General features: G+C 66.8%; 17 protein-coding genes and 1 tRNA gene. 9 read left to right on the top strand and 9 right to left on the bottom strand.

Annotation, left to right across the window (positions count from 1 at the left end; genetic code table 11):
* The first annotated feature begins 95 nt into the window (after window positions 1–95).
* The 5 genes from pdxH (at window position 96) to adh (ending at window position 5,503) form a co-directional block, all read left to right on the top strand.
* Window positions 96–674 carry a pyridoxamine 5'-phosphate oxidase gene (gene pdxH, locus DD559_RS02430; RefSeq protein ID WP_116467786.1) on the top strand — a complete coding sequence of 193 codons (579 nt, stop codon included), beginning with the start codon at window positions 96–98 and terminating at the stop codon, window positions 672–674.
* Window positions 671–1,603: a cation diffusion facilitator family transporter gene (locus tag DD559_RS02425; protein ID WP_116467785.1), complete on the top strand. Its 933-nt coding sequence runs from the start codon at window positions 671–673 to the stop codon at window positions 1,601–1,603. Before pdxH ends, DD559_RS02425 begins: the two co-directional genes overlap by 4 nt.
* Before the next feature lie 106 nt (window positions 1,604–1,709).
* The gene (locus DD559_RS02420; protein WP_206364548.1) at window positions 1,710–2,828 is read left to right on the top strand and encodes an MFS transporter; all 1,119 of its coding nucleotides are present in this window, start codon (window positions 1,710–1,712) and stop codon (window positions 2,826–2,828) included.
* 61 nt (window positions 2,829–2,889) lie between these two features.
* Entirely contained in the window at window positions 2,890–3,843 is a 954-nt protein-coding gene (locus DD559_RS02415; protein ID WP_116467783.1) for a GAF domain-containing protein, read from the top strand.
* Between the two features lie 136 nt (window positions 3,844–3,979).
* Window positions 3,980–5,503, top strand: coding sequence for an aldehyde dehydrogenase (gene adh / locus DD559_RS02410; RefSeq protein WP_206364425.1), 1,524 nt, complete (start codon window positions 3,980–3,982; stop codon window positions 5,501–5,503).
* A gap of 75 nt (window positions 5,504–5,578) precedes the next feature.
* Here the strand turns inward: adh and DD559_RS02405 are convergent, their stop codons facing one another.
* The gene (locus DD559_RS02405) at window positions 5,579–5,824 is read right to left on the bottom strand and encodes a hypothetical protein (RefSeq protein WP_116467782.1); all 246 of its coding nucleotides are present in this window, start codon (window positions 5,822–5,824) and stop codon (window positions 5,579–5,581) included.
* Between the two features lie 252 nt (window positions 5,825–6,076).
* Between DD559_RS02405 and DD559_RS02400 the strand changes: the two genes are divergently transcribed.
* A complete protein-coding gene (locus DD559_RS02400; RefSeq protein WP_116467781.1) occupies window positions 6,077–6,982 on the top strand; it encodes a manganese catalase family protein in 906 nt (301 codons plus the stop codon).
* Window positions 6,983–7,150: 168 nt separating this feature from the next.
* Here DD559_RS02400 and DD559_RS02395 read toward each other — a convergent pair whose 3' ends face one another.
* From DD559_RS02395 to DD559_RS02380, 4 genes are all read right to left on the bottom strand, one after another.
* On the bottom strand, window positions 7,151–8,575 hold the full coding sequence (locus tag DD559_RS02395; RefSeq protein WP_116467780.1) for an ammonium transporter: 1,425 nt from the start codon (window positions 8,573–8,575) through the stop codon (window positions 7,151–7,153).
* A gap of 14 nt (window positions 8,576–8,589) precedes the next feature.
* Window positions 8,590–8,928, bottom strand: a complete 339-nt coding sequence (locus tag DD559_RS02390; RefSeq protein WP_116467779.1) for a P-II family nitrogen regulator — start codon at window positions 8,926–8,928, stop codon at window positions 8,590–8,592.
* Window positions 8,929–9,082: 154 nt separating this feature from the next.
* Window positions 9,083–9,691 (bottom strand): LON peptidase substrate-binding domain-containing protein, encoded by a 609-nt coding sequence (locus DD559_RS02385; RefSeq protein WP_116467778.1) that lies wholly within the window; start codon window positions 9,689–9,691, stop codon window positions 9,083–9,085.
* Window positions 9,688–10,584 (bottom strand): tetratricopeptide repeat protein, encoded by an 897-nt coding sequence (locus DD559_RS02380; protein WP_116467777.1) that lies wholly within the window; start codon window positions 10,582–10,584, stop codon window positions 9,688–9,690. The genes DD559_RS02385 and DD559_RS02380 overlap by 4 nt, the downstream gene beginning before the upstream one ends.
* A 216-nt stretch (window positions 10,585–10,800) precedes the next feature.
* On the opposite strand from DD559_RS02380, the gene DD559_RS02375 reads away from it, so the two are divergent.
* A tRNA-Gly gene (locus DD559_RS02375) sits at window positions 10,801–10,875 on the top strand.
* Between the two features lie 110 nt (window positions 10,876–10,985).
* Window positions 10,986–11,384, top strand: a complete 399-nt coding sequence (locus tag DD559_RS02370; RefSeq protein WP_116467776.1) for a DUF2147 domain-containing protein — start codon at window positions 10,986–10,988, stop codon at window positions 11,382–11,384.
* 10 nt (window positions 11,385–11,394) lie between these two features.
* On the opposite strand, the gene DD559_RS02365 is transcribed toward DD559_RS02370, so the two are convergent.
* Window positions 11,395–12,090, bottom strand: coding sequence for a FadR/GntR family transcriptional regulator (locus tag DD559_RS02365; protein ID WP_116470663.1), 696 nt, complete (start codon window positions 12,088–12,090; stop codon window positions 11,395–11,397).
* Between the two features lie 66 nt (window positions 12,091–12,156).
* Between DD559_RS02365 and DD559_RS02360 the strand changes: the two genes are divergently transcribed.
* Entirely contained in the window at window positions 12,157–12,954 is a 798-nt protein-coding gene (locus DD559_RS02360; protein ID WP_116467775.1) for a DUF72 domain-containing protein, read from the top strand.
* Between the two features lie 254 nt (window positions 12,955–13,208).
* On the opposite strand, the gene DD559_RS02355 is transcribed toward DD559_RS02360, so the two are convergent.
* The 3 genes from DD559_RS02355 to DD559_RS02345 are packed head-to-tail and all read right to left on the bottom strand — an operon-like array spanning window position 13,209 to window position 16,020.
* The gene (locus DD559_RS02355) at window positions 13,209–14,315 is read right to left on the bottom strand and encodes a CaiB/BaiF CoA transferase family protein (protein ID WP_116467774.1); all 1,107 of its coding nucleotides are present in this window, start codon (window positions 14,313–14,315) and stop codon (window positions 13,209–13,211) included.
* On the bottom strand, window positions 14,312–14,836 hold the full coding sequence (locus DD559_RS02350) for a GNAT family N-acetyltransferase (protein ID WP_116467773.1): 525 nt from the start codon (window positions 14,834–14,836) through the stop codon (window positions 14,312–14,314). Before DD559_RS02350 ends, DD559_RS02355 begins: the two co-directional genes overlap by 4 nt.
* Entirely contained in the window at window positions 14,836–16,020 is a 1,185-nt protein-coding gene (locus DD559_RS02345) for an acyl-CoA dehydrogenase (RefSeq protein WP_116467772.1), read from the bottom strand. The genes DD559_RS02350 and DD559_RS02345 overlap by 1 nt, the downstream gene beginning before the upstream one ends.
* Between the last annotated feature and the right edge of the window lies 1 nt (window position 16,021).

Raw genomic sequence — 16,021 nt, 5'->3', positions numbered from 1 at the left:
GGAAGTCTCCTCGTTGCCGGGCCGATTCAATTCCCCAAAGGACGTCATGTTCCGCCCATCGCAACGGCGGCGTTTAGGCTGTAGAGGCAACCCCCATGAGCACCGATCCTTTTGCGCTGTTCCACGACTGGTACACCGAGGCGCGCACTACCGAATTGAACGATTCCAACGCGGTGGCGCTGGCGACGGCAGATGCCGAGGGCCACCCTTCGGTGCGCATGGTGCTGCTGAAGGGCTATGACGAACGCGGCTTCGTCTTCTATACCAATCGCGAGAGCCGCAAGGCCGGCGACCTGGCCGCCAATCCCCATGTCGCACTCCTCTTCCACTGGAAGTCGCTGCGCCGGCAGATCCGCATCGAAGGGCCGGTCAGCTTCGCCAGCGATGCAGAATCGGACGCCTATTTCGCGAGCCGCAGCCGCGATTCGCAACTCGGTGCATGGGCATCCGACCAGTCACGCCCGCTCGATGCCCGCGCCACTTTCGAGGCCCGCTTCGCCGAAGTGCAGGCGCGGTTCGAAGGACAACCGGTACCGAGACCGCCGCATTGGGGCGGCTACCGGGTGACGCCCGAGCGGATCGAATTCTGGCTCGACCGCGAGCATCGCCTGCACGAGCGCCGCGTGTTCACCCGCACCCACGACGGTTGGGCGGAAGGCATGTTGTTCCCGTGACCAACCTCGCCCGCCGCGCGGCGATCGCCAGCGTATGCTGCGCGCTCTTCCTGGGCGCGATCAAATCCTATGCGGCGATCAAGACCGGATCGGTGGCGGTACTGGCGAGCCTGGCCGATTCGGGTCTGGACCTGGTCGCCTCGCTGGTAACGCTCGGCGGGGTGCACTGGGCGGCTCAGCCGGCGGACGAGAAGCATCGCTTCGGCCATGGCAAGGCCGAAGCGCTGGCGGCGCTGTTCCAGGTGGCGATCATCGCGATTTCGGGCTTTGCGATCCTGCTCCGCGCGGTGCAGCGGCTGGTGCAGAACGCGACCAGCGCGCATCCGGCCGATGGTATCGCCGTATCCGTCATCGCGATCCTGGTGACGCTGGCGCTGACGCGATATCAGCGTTCGGTGATCCGCCGCACCGGATCGATCGCGATCACCACAGACAGCATCCATTACAGTTCGGACCTGTATCTGAACGCCGCGGTGATCGCCGCGCTGGTGTGCGAAAGCTATCTGGGCCTGACCGGCGCCGATCCGGTGTTCGGCATCGCCATCGCCTTCTGGCTGCTCTGGGGCGCGTGGCGCGCCTCGATCGCGGCGATCGACCAGTTGATGGACCGCGAATGGCCCGAGGAGAAGCGCCGCCGCTTCGTAGAGATCGCCGCCACCCATCCCGAGCTGAACAGCCTGCACGACCTGCGCACCCGCACCAGCGGCAATCGCGATTTCGTGCAGTTTCACGTCAGCATGCGCCCCAGCATGACGATCGCCGAAGCGCACGAGGTGGTCGAGCGGCTGGAAGCGGCGCTGGGCGAAGCGTTTCCGGACACCGAAATTCTGATCCATGTCGATCCGGACGGCCATGTCGACGAACCGGACAATGCGATGGCCGAGACCAATCTGCTGGACGATGGCGGATCCCAAACCATCGGACAGTAACAGCCTGGCGTTGCGTTCCCTATCTGCGCAAGCGGACGCCCAAGGAGTCGCCGCTTTGAACGAATCATACGCACCCCAGCGGCTCGGCCGCGGCCTGACCTTCGCGATGGCGGCGGCGGCAGGCATCGCCGTGGCCAATATCTATTACAACCAGCCGCTGCTCGGCATCATCGAGCGCGACCTGCCCGGCCAGCCCGCGGGGCTGGTGCCGACCGCGACCCAGCTGGGCTATGCGACGGGGCTGTTCCTGCTCGTGCCGCTGGGCGACCTGCACGAGCGCAAGCGGCTGATCGTGCTGCAGTTCCTGGTGCTGGCGGGTGCGCTGGTGGCGGCAGCGCTGGCGCCCAATGCCTGGATGCTGATCGGTGCCTCCCTGCTCGTCGGCGCCGCGGCGACGGTGGCGCAGCAGATCGTGCCCTTTGCCGCGCATCTCGCCGATCCGGCACGGCGCGGACAGACGGTGGGCATGGTGATGGCCGGGCTGCTCTGCGGTATCCTGCTCAGCCGCACGCTCTCCGGCTTTGTCGGCACCCATGCCGGCTGGCGAGAGATGTTCTGGCTGGGGGTTCCGCTGGCGCTGGGTGCCGCAGCAGTGATGGCATGGCGGCTGCCGCGCAGCGAACCCGAATCCGGGCTCGGCTATGGCGCGCTGCTGCGGTCGCTGGCGCATCTCTGGGTCGCGTTCGCGCCGCTGCGGCTGGCAGCGACCACGCAGGCGCTGCTGTTCGCGGGGTTCACCGCCTTCTGGACGATCCTCGCGCTCTATCTGCAATCGCCGCAGTTCCGGCTGGGCGCGGACGTGGCCGGGCTGTTCGGCGTGGTCGGCGCGGCGGGTATCCTGGGTGCACCGCTGTCGGGCCGCATCGCCGATCGCAGCGGACCGCAGCGCGTGGTGCTCGCCGGCGCGCTGCTGGCGGTGATCAGCTGGGCGATCTTCGGGCTCTGGGCAAGCATCGCCGCGCTGGCGATCGGGGTGATCCTGCTCGACTTCGCGGTGCAGAGCGCGCTGGTTTCCAACCAGCATATCGTATTCGCGCTGCAGCCCGAGGCGCGGGCCCGGCTCAACACCGTGCTGATGGGATCCATGTTCCTCGGCGGGGCGGGCGGATCGGCGACGGCGACACTGGCCTGGGGCGCCGGCGGCTGGACCGGCGTGGCGCTGCTCGGCGGCGGGTTCTCGGCGATGGCGGCGCTGCTCCAGCTGGGCCATCGCCGCCGGGGCTGACCCCGCGACCTTGACGGGTGCGCAGCATCGGGCGCAGCATTGCCGCAATACGGAGTCGCCGATGCCCGCCCAGCCGCCGCGCCATGCCGATATCGTGTTCGATGCCGTCCGCTCGCCGAGCAGCGCGGCGGTGTCGCCGCTTGCCGCTTCCTGGTGTCGATCGGCGCTGCATCATAAGCTCGATCCGGAGGCGGGCGCGCGGGAACGCATCGACGGTGCCGCGCTGGCCGAGCGGCGGACGCTCCACCAGCCGCTGCTGGCGGTAGCCGCGCCGGTGCTCGACGAGATGTTCCGCACCGTCGGCCGCAGCGGCTGCGGCGTGGTACTCAGCGATGCCGAAGGTGTGATCCTCGAGACCCGCGCCGGCCCCGGCGATGTCGATGCCTTCACCCGCGCCGGGCTGGTCGAGGGCGCGCGCTGGGGCGAGGCGGAGGAGGGTACCAACGGCATCGGCACTTGCCTGTTCGAGGACCAGCCGGTGATCATCCACCGCGACCAGCATTTCGCCAGCCGCAACATCGGCATCAGTTGCATGGATGCGCCGGTCCATGATCCCGAAGGCCGGCTGGTCGCCGCGCTCGACGTGTCGAGCTGCCGGGCGGACCATGGCCCGGCGCTGGCGGAGATGATCGCTTCGCTGGTGCGCGATGCCGCGCGGCGGATCGAGCGCGATTATTTCTGCCGCCATTTCGCCGATCGCCGCATCCTGTTCCTCGCCGACGAGGCGGCTACGGGCACCGCGTTGCTCGCCGTGGATCGCGACGACCTGGTGGTGGGCGCCAGCCGCGGCGCGCGGCTGCGCCTGGGGCTGGGGGCAAACGCGCTCGCCCATCCGCAACCGCTGGAATCGCTGCTCGGCGACGGCGCCGCGCCGTCGTTCGACGATGCGGATCGCGCGGTACTGCGCCAGGCACTGGCGCGGGCCGGCGGCAATGCGAGTGCTGCGGCGCGGATGCTCGGCATCGGCCGGGCGACCTTCTACCGCCGGCTGAGCAAGGCCGGACTCCGCCACTGAGCACCGCCTGTCTCGCCAATGAGACAGGTCCGCCGATCCTGTGGGCGGCCGCACTTCCGGCTCGCGCCCGGAAGGCGCATCCTATGCCTCGACGCCGAGAACGGCGCTGACCCATTAGGCAAGAGGATCCGGGCATATGGACATGCTGGTTGAAGACCGCGCGCGCACGCTGAAGGCGCCGTTCGCCGCGCGCTACGACAATTTCATCGGTGGCCGTTTCGTCGCCCCCGCGGCAGGCCGCTATTTCCAGAACGTCTCGCCGGTGACCGGCCAGGTGGTGTGCGAGATCGCCCGCTCCGACGCCGCCGACATCGAACGCGCGCTCGACGCCGCCCATGCCGCCGCGGACGCCTGGGGCCGAACCCCCGTCGCCGAACGTGCGCTGATCCTCAACCGGATCGCCGACCGGATGGAAGCGAATCTGGAGAAGCTCGCCACTGCCGAAACCTGGGACAATGGCAAGCCGATCCGCGAGACCATGGCCGCCGACGTGCCGCTGGCGATCGACCATTTCCGCTATTTCGCGGGCGTCGTGCGCGGCCAGGAAGGCTCGATCGGCGAGATCGACCATGACACCATCGCCTATCATTTCCACGAGCCGCTGGGCGTGGTCGGCCAGATCATCCCGTGGAACTTCCCGCTGCTGATGGCGGCCTGGAAACTCGCCCCCGCGCTCGCCGCCGGCAATTGCGTGGTGCTCAAGCCCGCCGAGCAGACCCCCGCCTCGATCCTCGTCTGGGCCGAGCTGATCGGCGACCTGCTGCCGCCGGGCGTGCTCAACATCGTCAACGGCTACGGGCTGGAGGCCGGCAAGCCGCTCGCCTCGTCGCGCCGCATCGCCAAGATCGCCTTCACCGGCGAGACGAGCACCGGCCGGCTGATCATGCAATATGCCAGCGAGAACCTGATCCCCGTTACGCTGGAGCTCGGCGGCAAGTCCCCCAACATCTTCTTCGAGGACGTGACCCGCGACGACGACGATTTCTTCGACAAGGCGATCGAGGGCTTCGTGATGTTCGCGCTCAACCAGGGCGAGGTGTGCACCTGCCCGAGCCGGGCGCTGGTCCACGAGAAGATCTATGACCGCTTCATCGAGCGCGCGCTGCAACGCGTGCAGGCGATCGTCCAGGGCAGCCCGCTCGACCCCGCGACGATGATCGGCGCGCAGGCCTCGTCCGAGCAGCAGCAGAAGATCTTGTCGTACATCGACATCGGCCGGCAGGAAGGCGCCGAGCTGCTGATCGGCGGCGGCGCGGCGGAGCTGGGCGGCGATCTCTCAGGCGGCTTCTATGTCCAGCCGACGGTTTTCCGCGGGCACAACAAGATGCGGATCTTCCAGGAGGAGATCTTCGGTCCCGTCCTTTCGGTCACCACCTTCAAGGACGAGGATGAGGCGCTGCACCTCGCCAACGACACGCTCTATGGCCTCGGTGCCGGCGTATGGAGCCGCGACGCCAATACCTGCTACCGCTTCGGCCGCGCGATCAAGGCGGGGCGGGTGTGGACCAATTGCTACCACGCCTATCCGGCGCATGCGGCGTTCGGCGGCTACAAACAGTCGGGCATCGGGCGCGAGACACACAAGATGATGCTCGATCACTATCAGCAGACCAAGAACATGCTGGTCAGCTACAGCCCGAAGAAGCTGGGCTTCTTCTGATCGACGGGAAGGGTGCGGGACAGCCGGTCCCGCCCCGCTGCCGACAGGCGGGCGCCGGCGGGAACGCCGGCCCCGCTATTCTTCGTCCTCAGTGGTGGCGTTGGGGTTGCTGCCGCCTTCATCGTTGATGTGGCTCTGGCCACCATGCCCCATGAAGTGGCCCGGCCCTTCCTTGCGCTTCTGTTCGGGATAGGGATTGGGATAGGCGCCGCCGTCGCTCTCCCCCTTGGTGCGGCCATGGCTTTCAACATCGGAAACGCCATCGGGTGCGCCCTTGGGGCCATCGCCGCCCGCGGCCTGCATCGGCTGCTTGTCGCTCATCTTTCAAGCTCCTGATTATTTTGATTTTTATCAACGAAGCGTGTGCCGCGGGCGTTCCCGTGATCGCTTTCCTCGTTCAGTGCCCGAACGCAGGCAGATAGACGAAGCCGCAACGAGCCGCCGTCGCCAGCGCGCTTTGCCCAGATGTTGACCCAGGTTAGGCAGCAAAGAATCGATCAGTCAGGAAGATATTGAACCAATGGGCAAATTCATCCGCTCTTCCCGAACACCAAATCCCCAAGGAGAGACGGAATGTTCATGCACAACAAGCGCCTGCAATATACGGTGCGGGTTGCCGAACCGAACCCGGTACTCGCCTCGCTGATGCTCGAACAGTTCGGCGGTCCGGACGGCGAGTTGGCAGCCGCGATGCGCTACTTTACCCAGGGCCTTGCCGAGGAAGATCCCGGCCGCAAGGATCTGCTCCTCGACATCGCCACCGAGGAGCTGAGCCATCTGGAGGTGATCGGTTCGATCGTCGCCATGCTCAACAAGGGCGTGAAGGCGCACATCTCCGAAGGCGATATGGAGGAAGCCGAACTATATCTATCGCTTACCCAGGGCGGCAGCAGCCATACCCAGGCGATCCTCTATGGTGGCGGTCCCGCTCTCACCAATTCGGCGGGCGTGCCGTGGACAGCAGCCTATGTCGACAGTCGCGGCGACCCGAGCTGCGACCTTCGCTCGAATATCGCCGCCGAAAGCCGCGCCAAGATCGTCTATGAGCGGCTGATCAACCTGACCGACGATGCCGGCATCCAGGACGCGCTCAAGTTCCTGATGACGCGCGAGGTGGCGCACCAGAAATCGTTCGAGAAGGCGCTCTATGCGATCGAGGACAATTTCCCGCCGGGCAAGCTGCCGGGCGTGCCGGAATATGCGAGCATGTACGTCAACGCCTCACAGGGTGAAGGCGACATGCGCGGGCCATGGAACGACGGGCCGGAATGGGACCGGGTGGACGATCTGCAGCAGGTCCTGCCTGCCGATGATGGCGATGGCACGCCGAGCGTAGCGCTGGATGCCGAGGATATGGCGGCCCTCACCCAGCTGGCGGAGCGGACCCGATCGGACCCGTCGAGCAACCCGACAACGGGCGCAGATCTCGCCGCGGGCCCCGGCGCGGGGCGGACCAAATCCGAAATCGAGAACGCCTGATCCCCCGCCGGCCTGGCGACAGGCCTGGCATGATGCCGGTGGTGCCCTGCACACTACCGGCGGCGCGTGAACGAAAAAATGGGCTGGTGGTTGCCCACCAGCCCAGTCGTCCGCAGGAGGAACCTCGTGTGGGCGCCGCGGGGAAGAGCCCGCGCGGCACCGAACTCGTCAATAATTGTAGGCGCGCTCGCCATGCTCGTTGATGTCGAGTCCTTCGACTTCCACTTCCTTGGAGGGGCGGATGCCGATGGTGAGCTTGAGGCCGTAGAACAGCGCCGCCGACACCAGGCCCGACCAGAGCAGGGTGATGCCCACCGCTTCGGCCTGGATGATCAGCTGGCCGACCGTGTCGTAGCTGGGCGCCGCGACCGCCGGGAACTTGGTGTAATCGATCACGCCCTGACCGCCGAGCGCCGGGTTTGCGACGATCGCGGTACCGAGCGCACCGATGATGCCGCCGATGCAGTGCACGCCGAAGACGTCGAGCGAGTCGTCATACTTGAACTTGTTCTTCACCGTGGTGACGAAGAAGAAGCAGACCGGCGAGACGACCAGGCCGAGCACGATCGAGGTCATCGGCGCGGCATAGCCCGAAGCCGGGGTGATCGCGACGAGGCCGGCGACCGCACCGGTCACGCCACCCAGCAGCGACGGCTTCTTGTGCACGATCTGCTCGATCACCGCCCAGCTGACCGCAGCGGCGGCGGTGGCAACGAAGGTGTTGATGAAGGCGACCGCGGTCACGCCGTTCGATTCGAGGTTGGAACCGGCGTTGAAGCCGAACCAGCCCACCCACAGCAGCGAAGCGCCGATCATGGTCATGGTCAGCGAGTGCGGCGGCATCGGCTCGCTCTTGAAGCCCACGCGCTTGCCGATCACGAGGCAGCCGACCAGGCCGGCGATGCCGGCATTGATGTGGACGACGGTGCCGCCGGCGAAATCGAGCGCGCCCTTGCCCCACAGGAAGCCATAGTCGGTCGGCGCATCGACCAGGAAGTCCGGGCCGGCCCAGTACCAGACCATGTGCGCGATCGGGAAATAAACGATCGTCATCCACAGCACGGTGAAAATGATCAGCGGGGTGAACTTCACGCGCTCCGCAAAGGCCCCGACGATCAGCGCCGGCGTGATGCAGGCGAAGGTCATCTGGAAGCAGACGAACGCGAATTCGGGGATATAGACATTGTTCGAGAAGGTCGCGGCATAGGTGCTGCCGCTCACCCCGATCAGGAACGCCTTGGAAAGGCCACCGAAGAAGTGGTTGTCGCCGCCCGAGGTGAAGGCGATCGAATAGCCCCAGGTGCACCACACCAGCGATGCGACCGAGACGATCATGAACACCTGCATCAGCACCGAGAGCATATTCTTGGTGCGCACCAGGCCGCCATAGAACAGCGCCAGTGCCGGCACCGACATCATCAGCACCAGCGCCGAGGAGATCAGCATCCAGGCGGTGTCGCCCTTGTTGACCATCGTCGCCTGCTGGGCGGCATCCGGCGCTTTGATCAGTGCGGTCTGCGCCCAGGCGGGCATCGCCGCGACCAGCGCGGCCGCGCCGAGGCCAAGCCCGGCGGTCTTCCATCCTTGCTTCATTGCTACCCCCTTGCTCACAGCGCCGTCTCGTCGGTCTCGCCGGTGCGGATGCGCACGGCCTGGCCCATGTCTAGGACGAAGATCTTGCCGTCACCGATCGCGCCGGTGGCCGCCGCCGCCTGGATCGCCTCCACGGCGCGGTCGGCAAGATCGCTGCCCACGGCAACCTCGATCTTGATCTTGGGCACCATGTTCGTGCTGTACTCGGCGCCGCGATAGATTTCGGTCTGGCCCTTCTGGCGGCCGAACCCCTTCACTTCGGTCACGGTCATGCCCGTCACCCCGACGGTGGTGAGCGCCTCGCGCACCTCGTCGAGCTTGAAGGGTTTGATGATGGCGATGATGAGCTTCATGTCGCCCCCTCTCGGCGTTTGTCCCGAAGGAAGCTACGCAAGCAGCGTGCCAAGTGGAACCAGGAGGGGGCGTGCGCGTTTTCCGCGCGCCATTTGTTACGGAGTGGTGAATTTTTGGGTGCGCTGCGGCACCATTGCCCAAAAATCAGGCAGATTACTGCAGCGTCGCGCGGTCCTCGCCATGACGGCCGAAGAAACGCATCAGCTGCACGATCAGGTCAGCGCGGGACGACAGCGTCGGGGCCTCCAGCAGCGCCTGCTTCGACGCCGCATCGAACGGCGCGATCTGGGCGATGCCGTTGACCAGCGATTCATCGTCGAGCCGCGTCACCGCCTCCCAATCCACCGCATAGCCAAGACCATCGGCGAAACGACGCGATTCGATCTCGATCGAGGCACGTTCCGCCAGCCCCAGCGTCTCGGGATCGGCAACCTCTTCAAGTGCGGCTTCCACCTGCCGGAACGGCGTCGTCACCTCCAGCTCGCGCAGGATGGTGAAACGGGCGACGCCTTCGAGCACGATGTTATAGCGGCCATCGTCCAGCGCCTCGACATCGGCGATGCGACCGACGCAGCCGATATCGAACAAGGCCGGCGGATCGCGATCGTCGCGCGGCTGGACCATGCCGATCCGGCGATCGCGCGCCAGCGCCTCCGAAACCAGCGCCCGGTAGCGCGGCTCGAAGATATGAAGCGGCAGGTGCATGCGCGGAAACAGCAGCGCACCTGCCAGCGGAAACACCGAGAGCCGCTTGCCCTTCATCCGAACAGGATAGCCGAAAGCTTGCGGCGCTGCGCCCCCACCCAGGGATCCTCCAGCCCAACGACCTCGAACAGCTTGAGCAGGCGCTGGCGGGCTGCCCCCTCGTTCCAGTTGCGGTCGTCGCGCACCATCGCCAGCAAGGTTGACGCCGCGGCTTCGCGATCGCCGGCCGCCATCTGGCCGCCGGCCAGTTCGTAGCGGGCGTCCATATCCTCGGGATTGGCGGCCGCCCGCGCCGCGAGTGCGGCGAGATCGTCGACCGGCTGTGCCTCCCGCGCCAGGGTGAGCGCGGCGCGGGCGCGGTCCACCTCGGGTGCCTTGGCGGCATCGCCTTCGATCGCATCGAGCGCGGCCTGCGCTTCGTCATGGCGGCCCAGCGCAGTCAGCGCCCGCACGCGGCCTGCCGCCACCGCGGCACGATCCGGCGCCATTTCGGCGATCTGGTCGAAGATCGACAGCGCACGCTCGGCATCGCCTTCGCCCAGCACCTGTTCGCCCATCGCGATCAGGGGTTCCAGTTCGGCTTCCGCTTCGGCTTCCTCGCCGCTGATCGGCAGCTGGCGCAGGATCTGGTCGAGCATGGTGCGAAGCTGGCTTTCGGTGCGCGCGCTGGTCAGGTCGGCGACCAGCTGGCCCTGGAACATCGCATAGACCGTCGGGATCGAGCGAACCTGGAACTGGCTGGCGATGAACGAATTCTTGTCGACGTCGATCTTGGCCAGCACCACGCCCTTGCCGGCATAGTCGGCGGAAACCTTTTCGAGCACCGGCCCCAGTGCCTTGCACGGCCCACACCATTCCGCCCAGAAATCGATGATGACGAGCTTCGCCATCGACGGCTCGACGACGTCGCGGCGAAAGGCGTCGACGGCCTGTTTGTCGGCAGGGCTCAATCCAAGCGTGGCCAAAATGCGCTCCTCGAAACATGCGGGTGCCGCGCGCCTCGCAGGCGCCACGGCGTGTTGCTGCCTATTTGGGCGTTCGAAGCGAAACCGCCAAGCCTTTTCCAAAAACTGCACAAAGGGGCTTGCGCACCACAAAGGCCGCTGTTAGTTGGCGCGCCTCACCCGCCGGGAGCGCTTCGAAACGCCACCGGCCACAACGCCAGAGCGGGCGTAGCTCAGGGGTAGAGCACAACCTTGCCAAGGTTGGGGTCGAGGGTTCGAATCCCTTCGCCCGCTCCAGCGGTTCCGGCCATCCCGCCGTCCCCCGCACCATAGAATCGCGTTGACGCAGGTCACTGGACCTTCACCTTTTCGATGGTATCGCGCCTCCAGAGACTGGAGACGTACCGATGGCCCCCTTCCCCCTCGCACTGACACTCGCCGCCGCCCTTTTTGCCGGTGCCGAGCCGCCCGCGCCCACCCTATGGCGCAATCCCAGCAACACGGTGCACGTGCGCGCCGCGCCCTGCGGGAACGGCGGCATGTGCGCGACCGTGGTATGGGCGAGCGAGAAAGCCAAGGCCGATGCCCGCCGCGGCGGCACCGATCCGCTGATCGGCACCCAGCTGTTCCAGAACTTCAGGATCGTCCGCGACGGCCTGTGGAAGGGCACGGTGTTCGTCCCCGACATCAACCAGCGCTTCTCCGGCACCGTGACGGTGGTCGACGAGAACACCATCGTCGGCAAGGGCTGCGCGCTGCTCGGCACGATCTGCAAGTCGCAGACCTGGACGCGCGTGCAGCCCTGACCGGGGCGGTTCACGGCATCAGCCGCTTGCGCCCTTCGGAAAGATGCCAGCGCATCGCCAAGGCCGCACCATCGGCATCCTGGGCCCGAATCGCCTCGACGATCGTCTCATGCTCGCGCACCATCGCCGCGATCGGCGCTGGTTCGCGCAGCCGAGCGATATCGACGCCGGCACGCATGATTCGCATGGTTTCCTCATGAAGATGCTCGAACGCCTTTTCGAACGCCGGATTGGCGGTGCCGCGAAAGATCGCGCGGTGCAGCCGCCAATCCTCGTCGTGCGCCGGATCGCTGGACAGCAGCGCCTTGCGCAGCGCCGCCATCGCCGACTCGATTTCCATGAGCTGCTCCGTCGAGCGCCGCCGCGCCGCCAGGCGGGCCGCCTCCGCCTCGAGCACGAACCGCACCTCATAGGTGCCGAGCGTGGCCGATAGTTCCTCGAAAGCCATGTGTACGCCCAGCCGCAGCGACGGCCGACGCATTACATAGGAACCGGCACCGCGCCGCGATTCGGTGATCCCGTCGGCGGCCAGCCGCACCAGCGCCTCGCGCACCACGGTGCGCGACATGCCGAAGCTTTCAGCCAGCCGCGATTCGGACGGCAATCGATCGCCGATGCCCAGCCCGCCGAGGATGATCTCGACGATGCGGGAATAGGCCTGATCGGCGAGCCGCTGTTCGGCGGTGGAAGCGTGGTTTCGCGACATCATCGCCCACGATACTAACGCGCGAAGAAATGGCGAGTCGCGCGATGGTGGTAGGGAGAGACACGGATGAGCAGCGCACCGATTCGCGTCGGCATCGGCGGATGGACGTTCGAGCCGTGGCGCGGCACCTTCTATCCGCCCAAGCTGCCGCAGAAGCGCGAGCTTGAATATGCCGCAAACGCGCTGACCGCGATCGAGATCAACGGCACCTATTATTCCAGCTTCAAGCCGGCGAGCTTCGCCGGCTGGGCAGCGGCGGCACCCGACGGATTCGTCTTCACGGTCAAGGGCTCGCGCTACGTCACCAACCGCAAGCTGCTGGCCGAGGCGGGCGAGTCGGTCGCGCGCTTCGTCGGCCAGGGGCTGGTCGAACTGGGCGACAAGCTCGGCCCGATCCTCTGGCAGTTCATGGCAACCAAGAAGTTCGACGCCGCCGATTTCGGCGCGTTCCTCGACCTCCTGCCGCGCACGCAGGACGGGGTGGCGCTGCGCCATGCGGTGCAGGTGCGGCACGACAGCTTCCACACGCCCGAATTCGTCGCGCTCTGCCGCGCAGCCGGGGTCGCCATCGTCTTTGCCGATTCGCCGCAATATCCGGCGATCGCCGATGTCAGCGGCGATTTCGTCTATGCCCGGCTGGAAGCGGGTGAGGACGACAACCCCTTCTGCTACCCCGAATCCGATCTGCCGCGCTGGATGGCCGCGGCGGCTGCCTGGTCGGCCGGCGCGCAGCCCGAGGACCTGCCCTATTTCGGTGCCGCGCCCGCGCCGGTGCAACCGCGCGAGACCTTCGTTTTCTTCATCCATGGCGGCAAGGTGCGCGCGCCCGCCGCCGCGCAGGAACTGATTCGCCTGCTCGGCTGATAGTGCGAACCTTTGTCGGTGCAGCTTCGTTGGTCCCGGATTCCCCCAGGAGGCCAGCATGATCCCCGATCCCGACCAGCAGAAGCCGCAGAACGACGAAGCCGAAGCGATGGAAGAAGCCCAGGAAGAGGCCGCCGAGGAACGCGAGGAAGAAGGCGGCTACCAGTAACCGCTCGCTCCCTTCCCTGCCAGGATGGTATAAGAGGGCCACCCCAAAGCCGGCGGGAGGGGGAGAGCGGCCGGACGATCAGCGGTTACGGCCGCTTTGGGCTCGGCCGCTCCGCCACCATCCGTTCGCCATCGATCGTGATCGGGCTCGCCAGGCCGGGCAGTCCTTCCCGCACGATCGCCATGCCGCGGGCGAGCACCTGCGGATCGGCGAACACTTCGTCGATTCGGTTGATCGGCCCGGCCGGCACCCCCACCGCCTCCAACGCCTCGTACAGATCGGCCTTGGGCCAATCCAAAATCGCACGGGCCAGGATCGGAACCAGCTGGTCGCGATGCGTCACCCGCGCGGGGTTGGTCGCGAACCGTGCATCCATGGCCAGATCCAGCCCCAGGATGCCGCACAGCCTGGCGAACTGCCCGTCATTGCCCACCGCGACGATCAGTTCGCCGTCACGACAGGCAAATGCCTGATAGGGTACGAGGTTGGCATGGCCATTGCCCATGCGGTGCGGCACGATGCCGCTGGCCATCCAGTTGAGCGCCTGGTTGGCCAGCACCGCCACCTGGGTGTCGAGCAGCGCCATGTCGATATGGGCACCCACCCCGCTCTGGTCGCGTCGGCGCAGCGCCGCGAGGATCGCAACCGCCGCATAGACCCCGGTGAAGATGTCGGCATAGGCGATCCCGGCCTTTTGCGGCGCGCCATCGGGTTCGCCGGTAAGGCTCATCGCCCCGCCCATGCCCTGGATGATGAAGTCGTAGCCGGCCCGCGCCGCATAGGGCCCGGTCTGGCCGAAACCGGTGATCGAGCAGACGATCAGCTTCGGGTCGGCCGCGCGCAGGCTGGCAGCATCAAGGCCGTATTTGACGAGGCCGCCGACCTTGTAATTCTCGATCACCACATCGGCCTCGGCGATCAGCGCCTTCGCCGCCGCCTGCCCCTCGGGCGTGGCGATATCGATGCCGATGCTGGTCTTGCCCCGGTTGCAGGCGTGAAAATAGGCGGCGTCGCGATTCACGCCTTCCGCATCGTGGAGGAAGGGCGGGCCCCAATGCCGGGTATCGTCGCCTGCGCCCGGCCGCTCGACCTTGACCACCTCGGCCCCCAGGTCGGCGAGCAACTGCCCGCACCACGGCCCGGCCAGGATACGGGCGAGTTCGACGACCTTGACGCCGGCGAGCGGTTTCACCCCTCCCCCCGCCGGATGGCATACACCACATGGTCCGCGAAGACCTTGCCGCCGCCGCGGTGATGGCGGCCCGGAATCAACGCGCCCCCGATTTTCGCCATCGCCCCGCGCGAGCGGTGATTATTCTCACCGACCAGAAACACGACGGTGCCGACGAAGCGGTGGATATGGTCGAGCATCAACCGCTTCACTTCGCGGTTATAGATGCCGCCCCAATAGGCGCGGGCGAGGAAGGTCCAGCCGATCTCGATCTCGTCCTCTTCCGGTACCCAGGCATCGTAGCGGCTGGAGCCGATGATCGCGCCGGTCGCCTTGTCCTCGATCGCCAGGCCGCCGCCGCAGGCCAGTGCCTCGGCGAAGAACTGCCGGAATACCGGCTCCTGCCAGCGATCCGGCCGGGGATGCACTTCCCAGATCAGCGGATCGGAGGCGACCGCATAGAGCGCCTCCCAATCCGCCGCGACCAGCGGCCGGATGCGGACGAGTGCGCCTTCCAGCACCGGCTGCCGATCGGGCGCCATCAGAACGCCGCGATGCCGGTGATCGCCCGGCCGAGGATCAGCCCATGCACGTCGTGCGTGCCCTCATAGGTGTTCACCGTCTCGAGGTTGATCGCGTGGCGGATCACGTGGAATTCGGCCGAGATGCCGTTGCCGCCGTGCATGTCGCGCGCGACACGGGCGATCTCCAGCGCCTTGCCGCAATTGTTGCGCTTGATGATGCTGATCGCCTCCGGGCTCAGCGTGCCCGCGTCGAACATCCGCCCGCAGCGCAGCGCCGCCTGCAGCCCGAGCGCGATCTCGGTTTCCATATTGGCGAGCTTGAGCTGCACCAGCTGGGTCGCGGCGAGCGGCCGGCCGAACTGGTGGCGATCGAGCGTATATTGCCGCGCGGCATGGAAGCACGCCTCGGCCGCGCCCATCGTACCCCAGGCGATGCCGTAGCGCGCGCGGTTGAGACAGCCGAACGGGCCCTTCAGCCCCTGGACGTTGGGCAGCAGCGCCTCCTCGCCCACTTCCACCCCGTCCATCACGATCTCGCCGGTGACGGAGGCGCGCAGGGAAAGCTTGCCCTCGATCTTGGGGCTGGAGAGGCCCTTCATGCCGCGTTCGAGCACGAAGCCGCGGATCGCGCCATCATGCGCGTCGCTCTTCGCCCAGACGACGAAGACGTCGGCGATCGGGGAATTGGTGATCCACATCTTGGCGCCGGTGATCCGGTAGCCGCCGTCGATCTTCTCGGCACGGGTGCGCATGCCGGCGGGATCGGAGCCGGCATCGGGCTCGGTCAGGCCGAAGCAGCCGACCCATTCGCCGCTCGCAAGCTTCGGCAGGTATTTCCGCCGCTGCTCCTCGCTGCCATAGGCATGGATGGGGTGCATGACGAGCGAGCTCTGCACGCTCATCGCCGAGCGATAGCCCGAATCGACCCGCTCCACTTCGCGCGCGACCAAGCCATAGGCGACATAGCCGAGGCCGGCCCCGCCATAGGTTTCGGGAATCGTCGGGCCGAGCAGGCCGAGCGTGCCCATCTCCGCCATGATCTCGCGGTCGAAGCGTTCCTCCAGATAGGCGGACGTGACGCGCGGGAGCAGCTCGCCCTGCGCATAATCGCGTGCGGCGTCGCGCACCATCCGCTCTTCGTCGGTCAGCTCGCCGTCGACCCCGAACGGATCCTGCCAGTCAAACCGGCCCATCTCTGCCATT

The sequence above is a fragment of the Sphingomonas pokkalii genome (genome assembly GCF_003096275.1).
Taxonomy (GTDB): Bacteria; Pseudomonadota; Alphaproteobacteria; order Sphingomonadales; family Sphingomonadaceae; genus Sphingomonas; species Sphingomonas pokkalii.
Note: the sequence above shows the minus strand (reverse complement) of the source record. Positions and strands in the feature narration are given on the sequence as shown.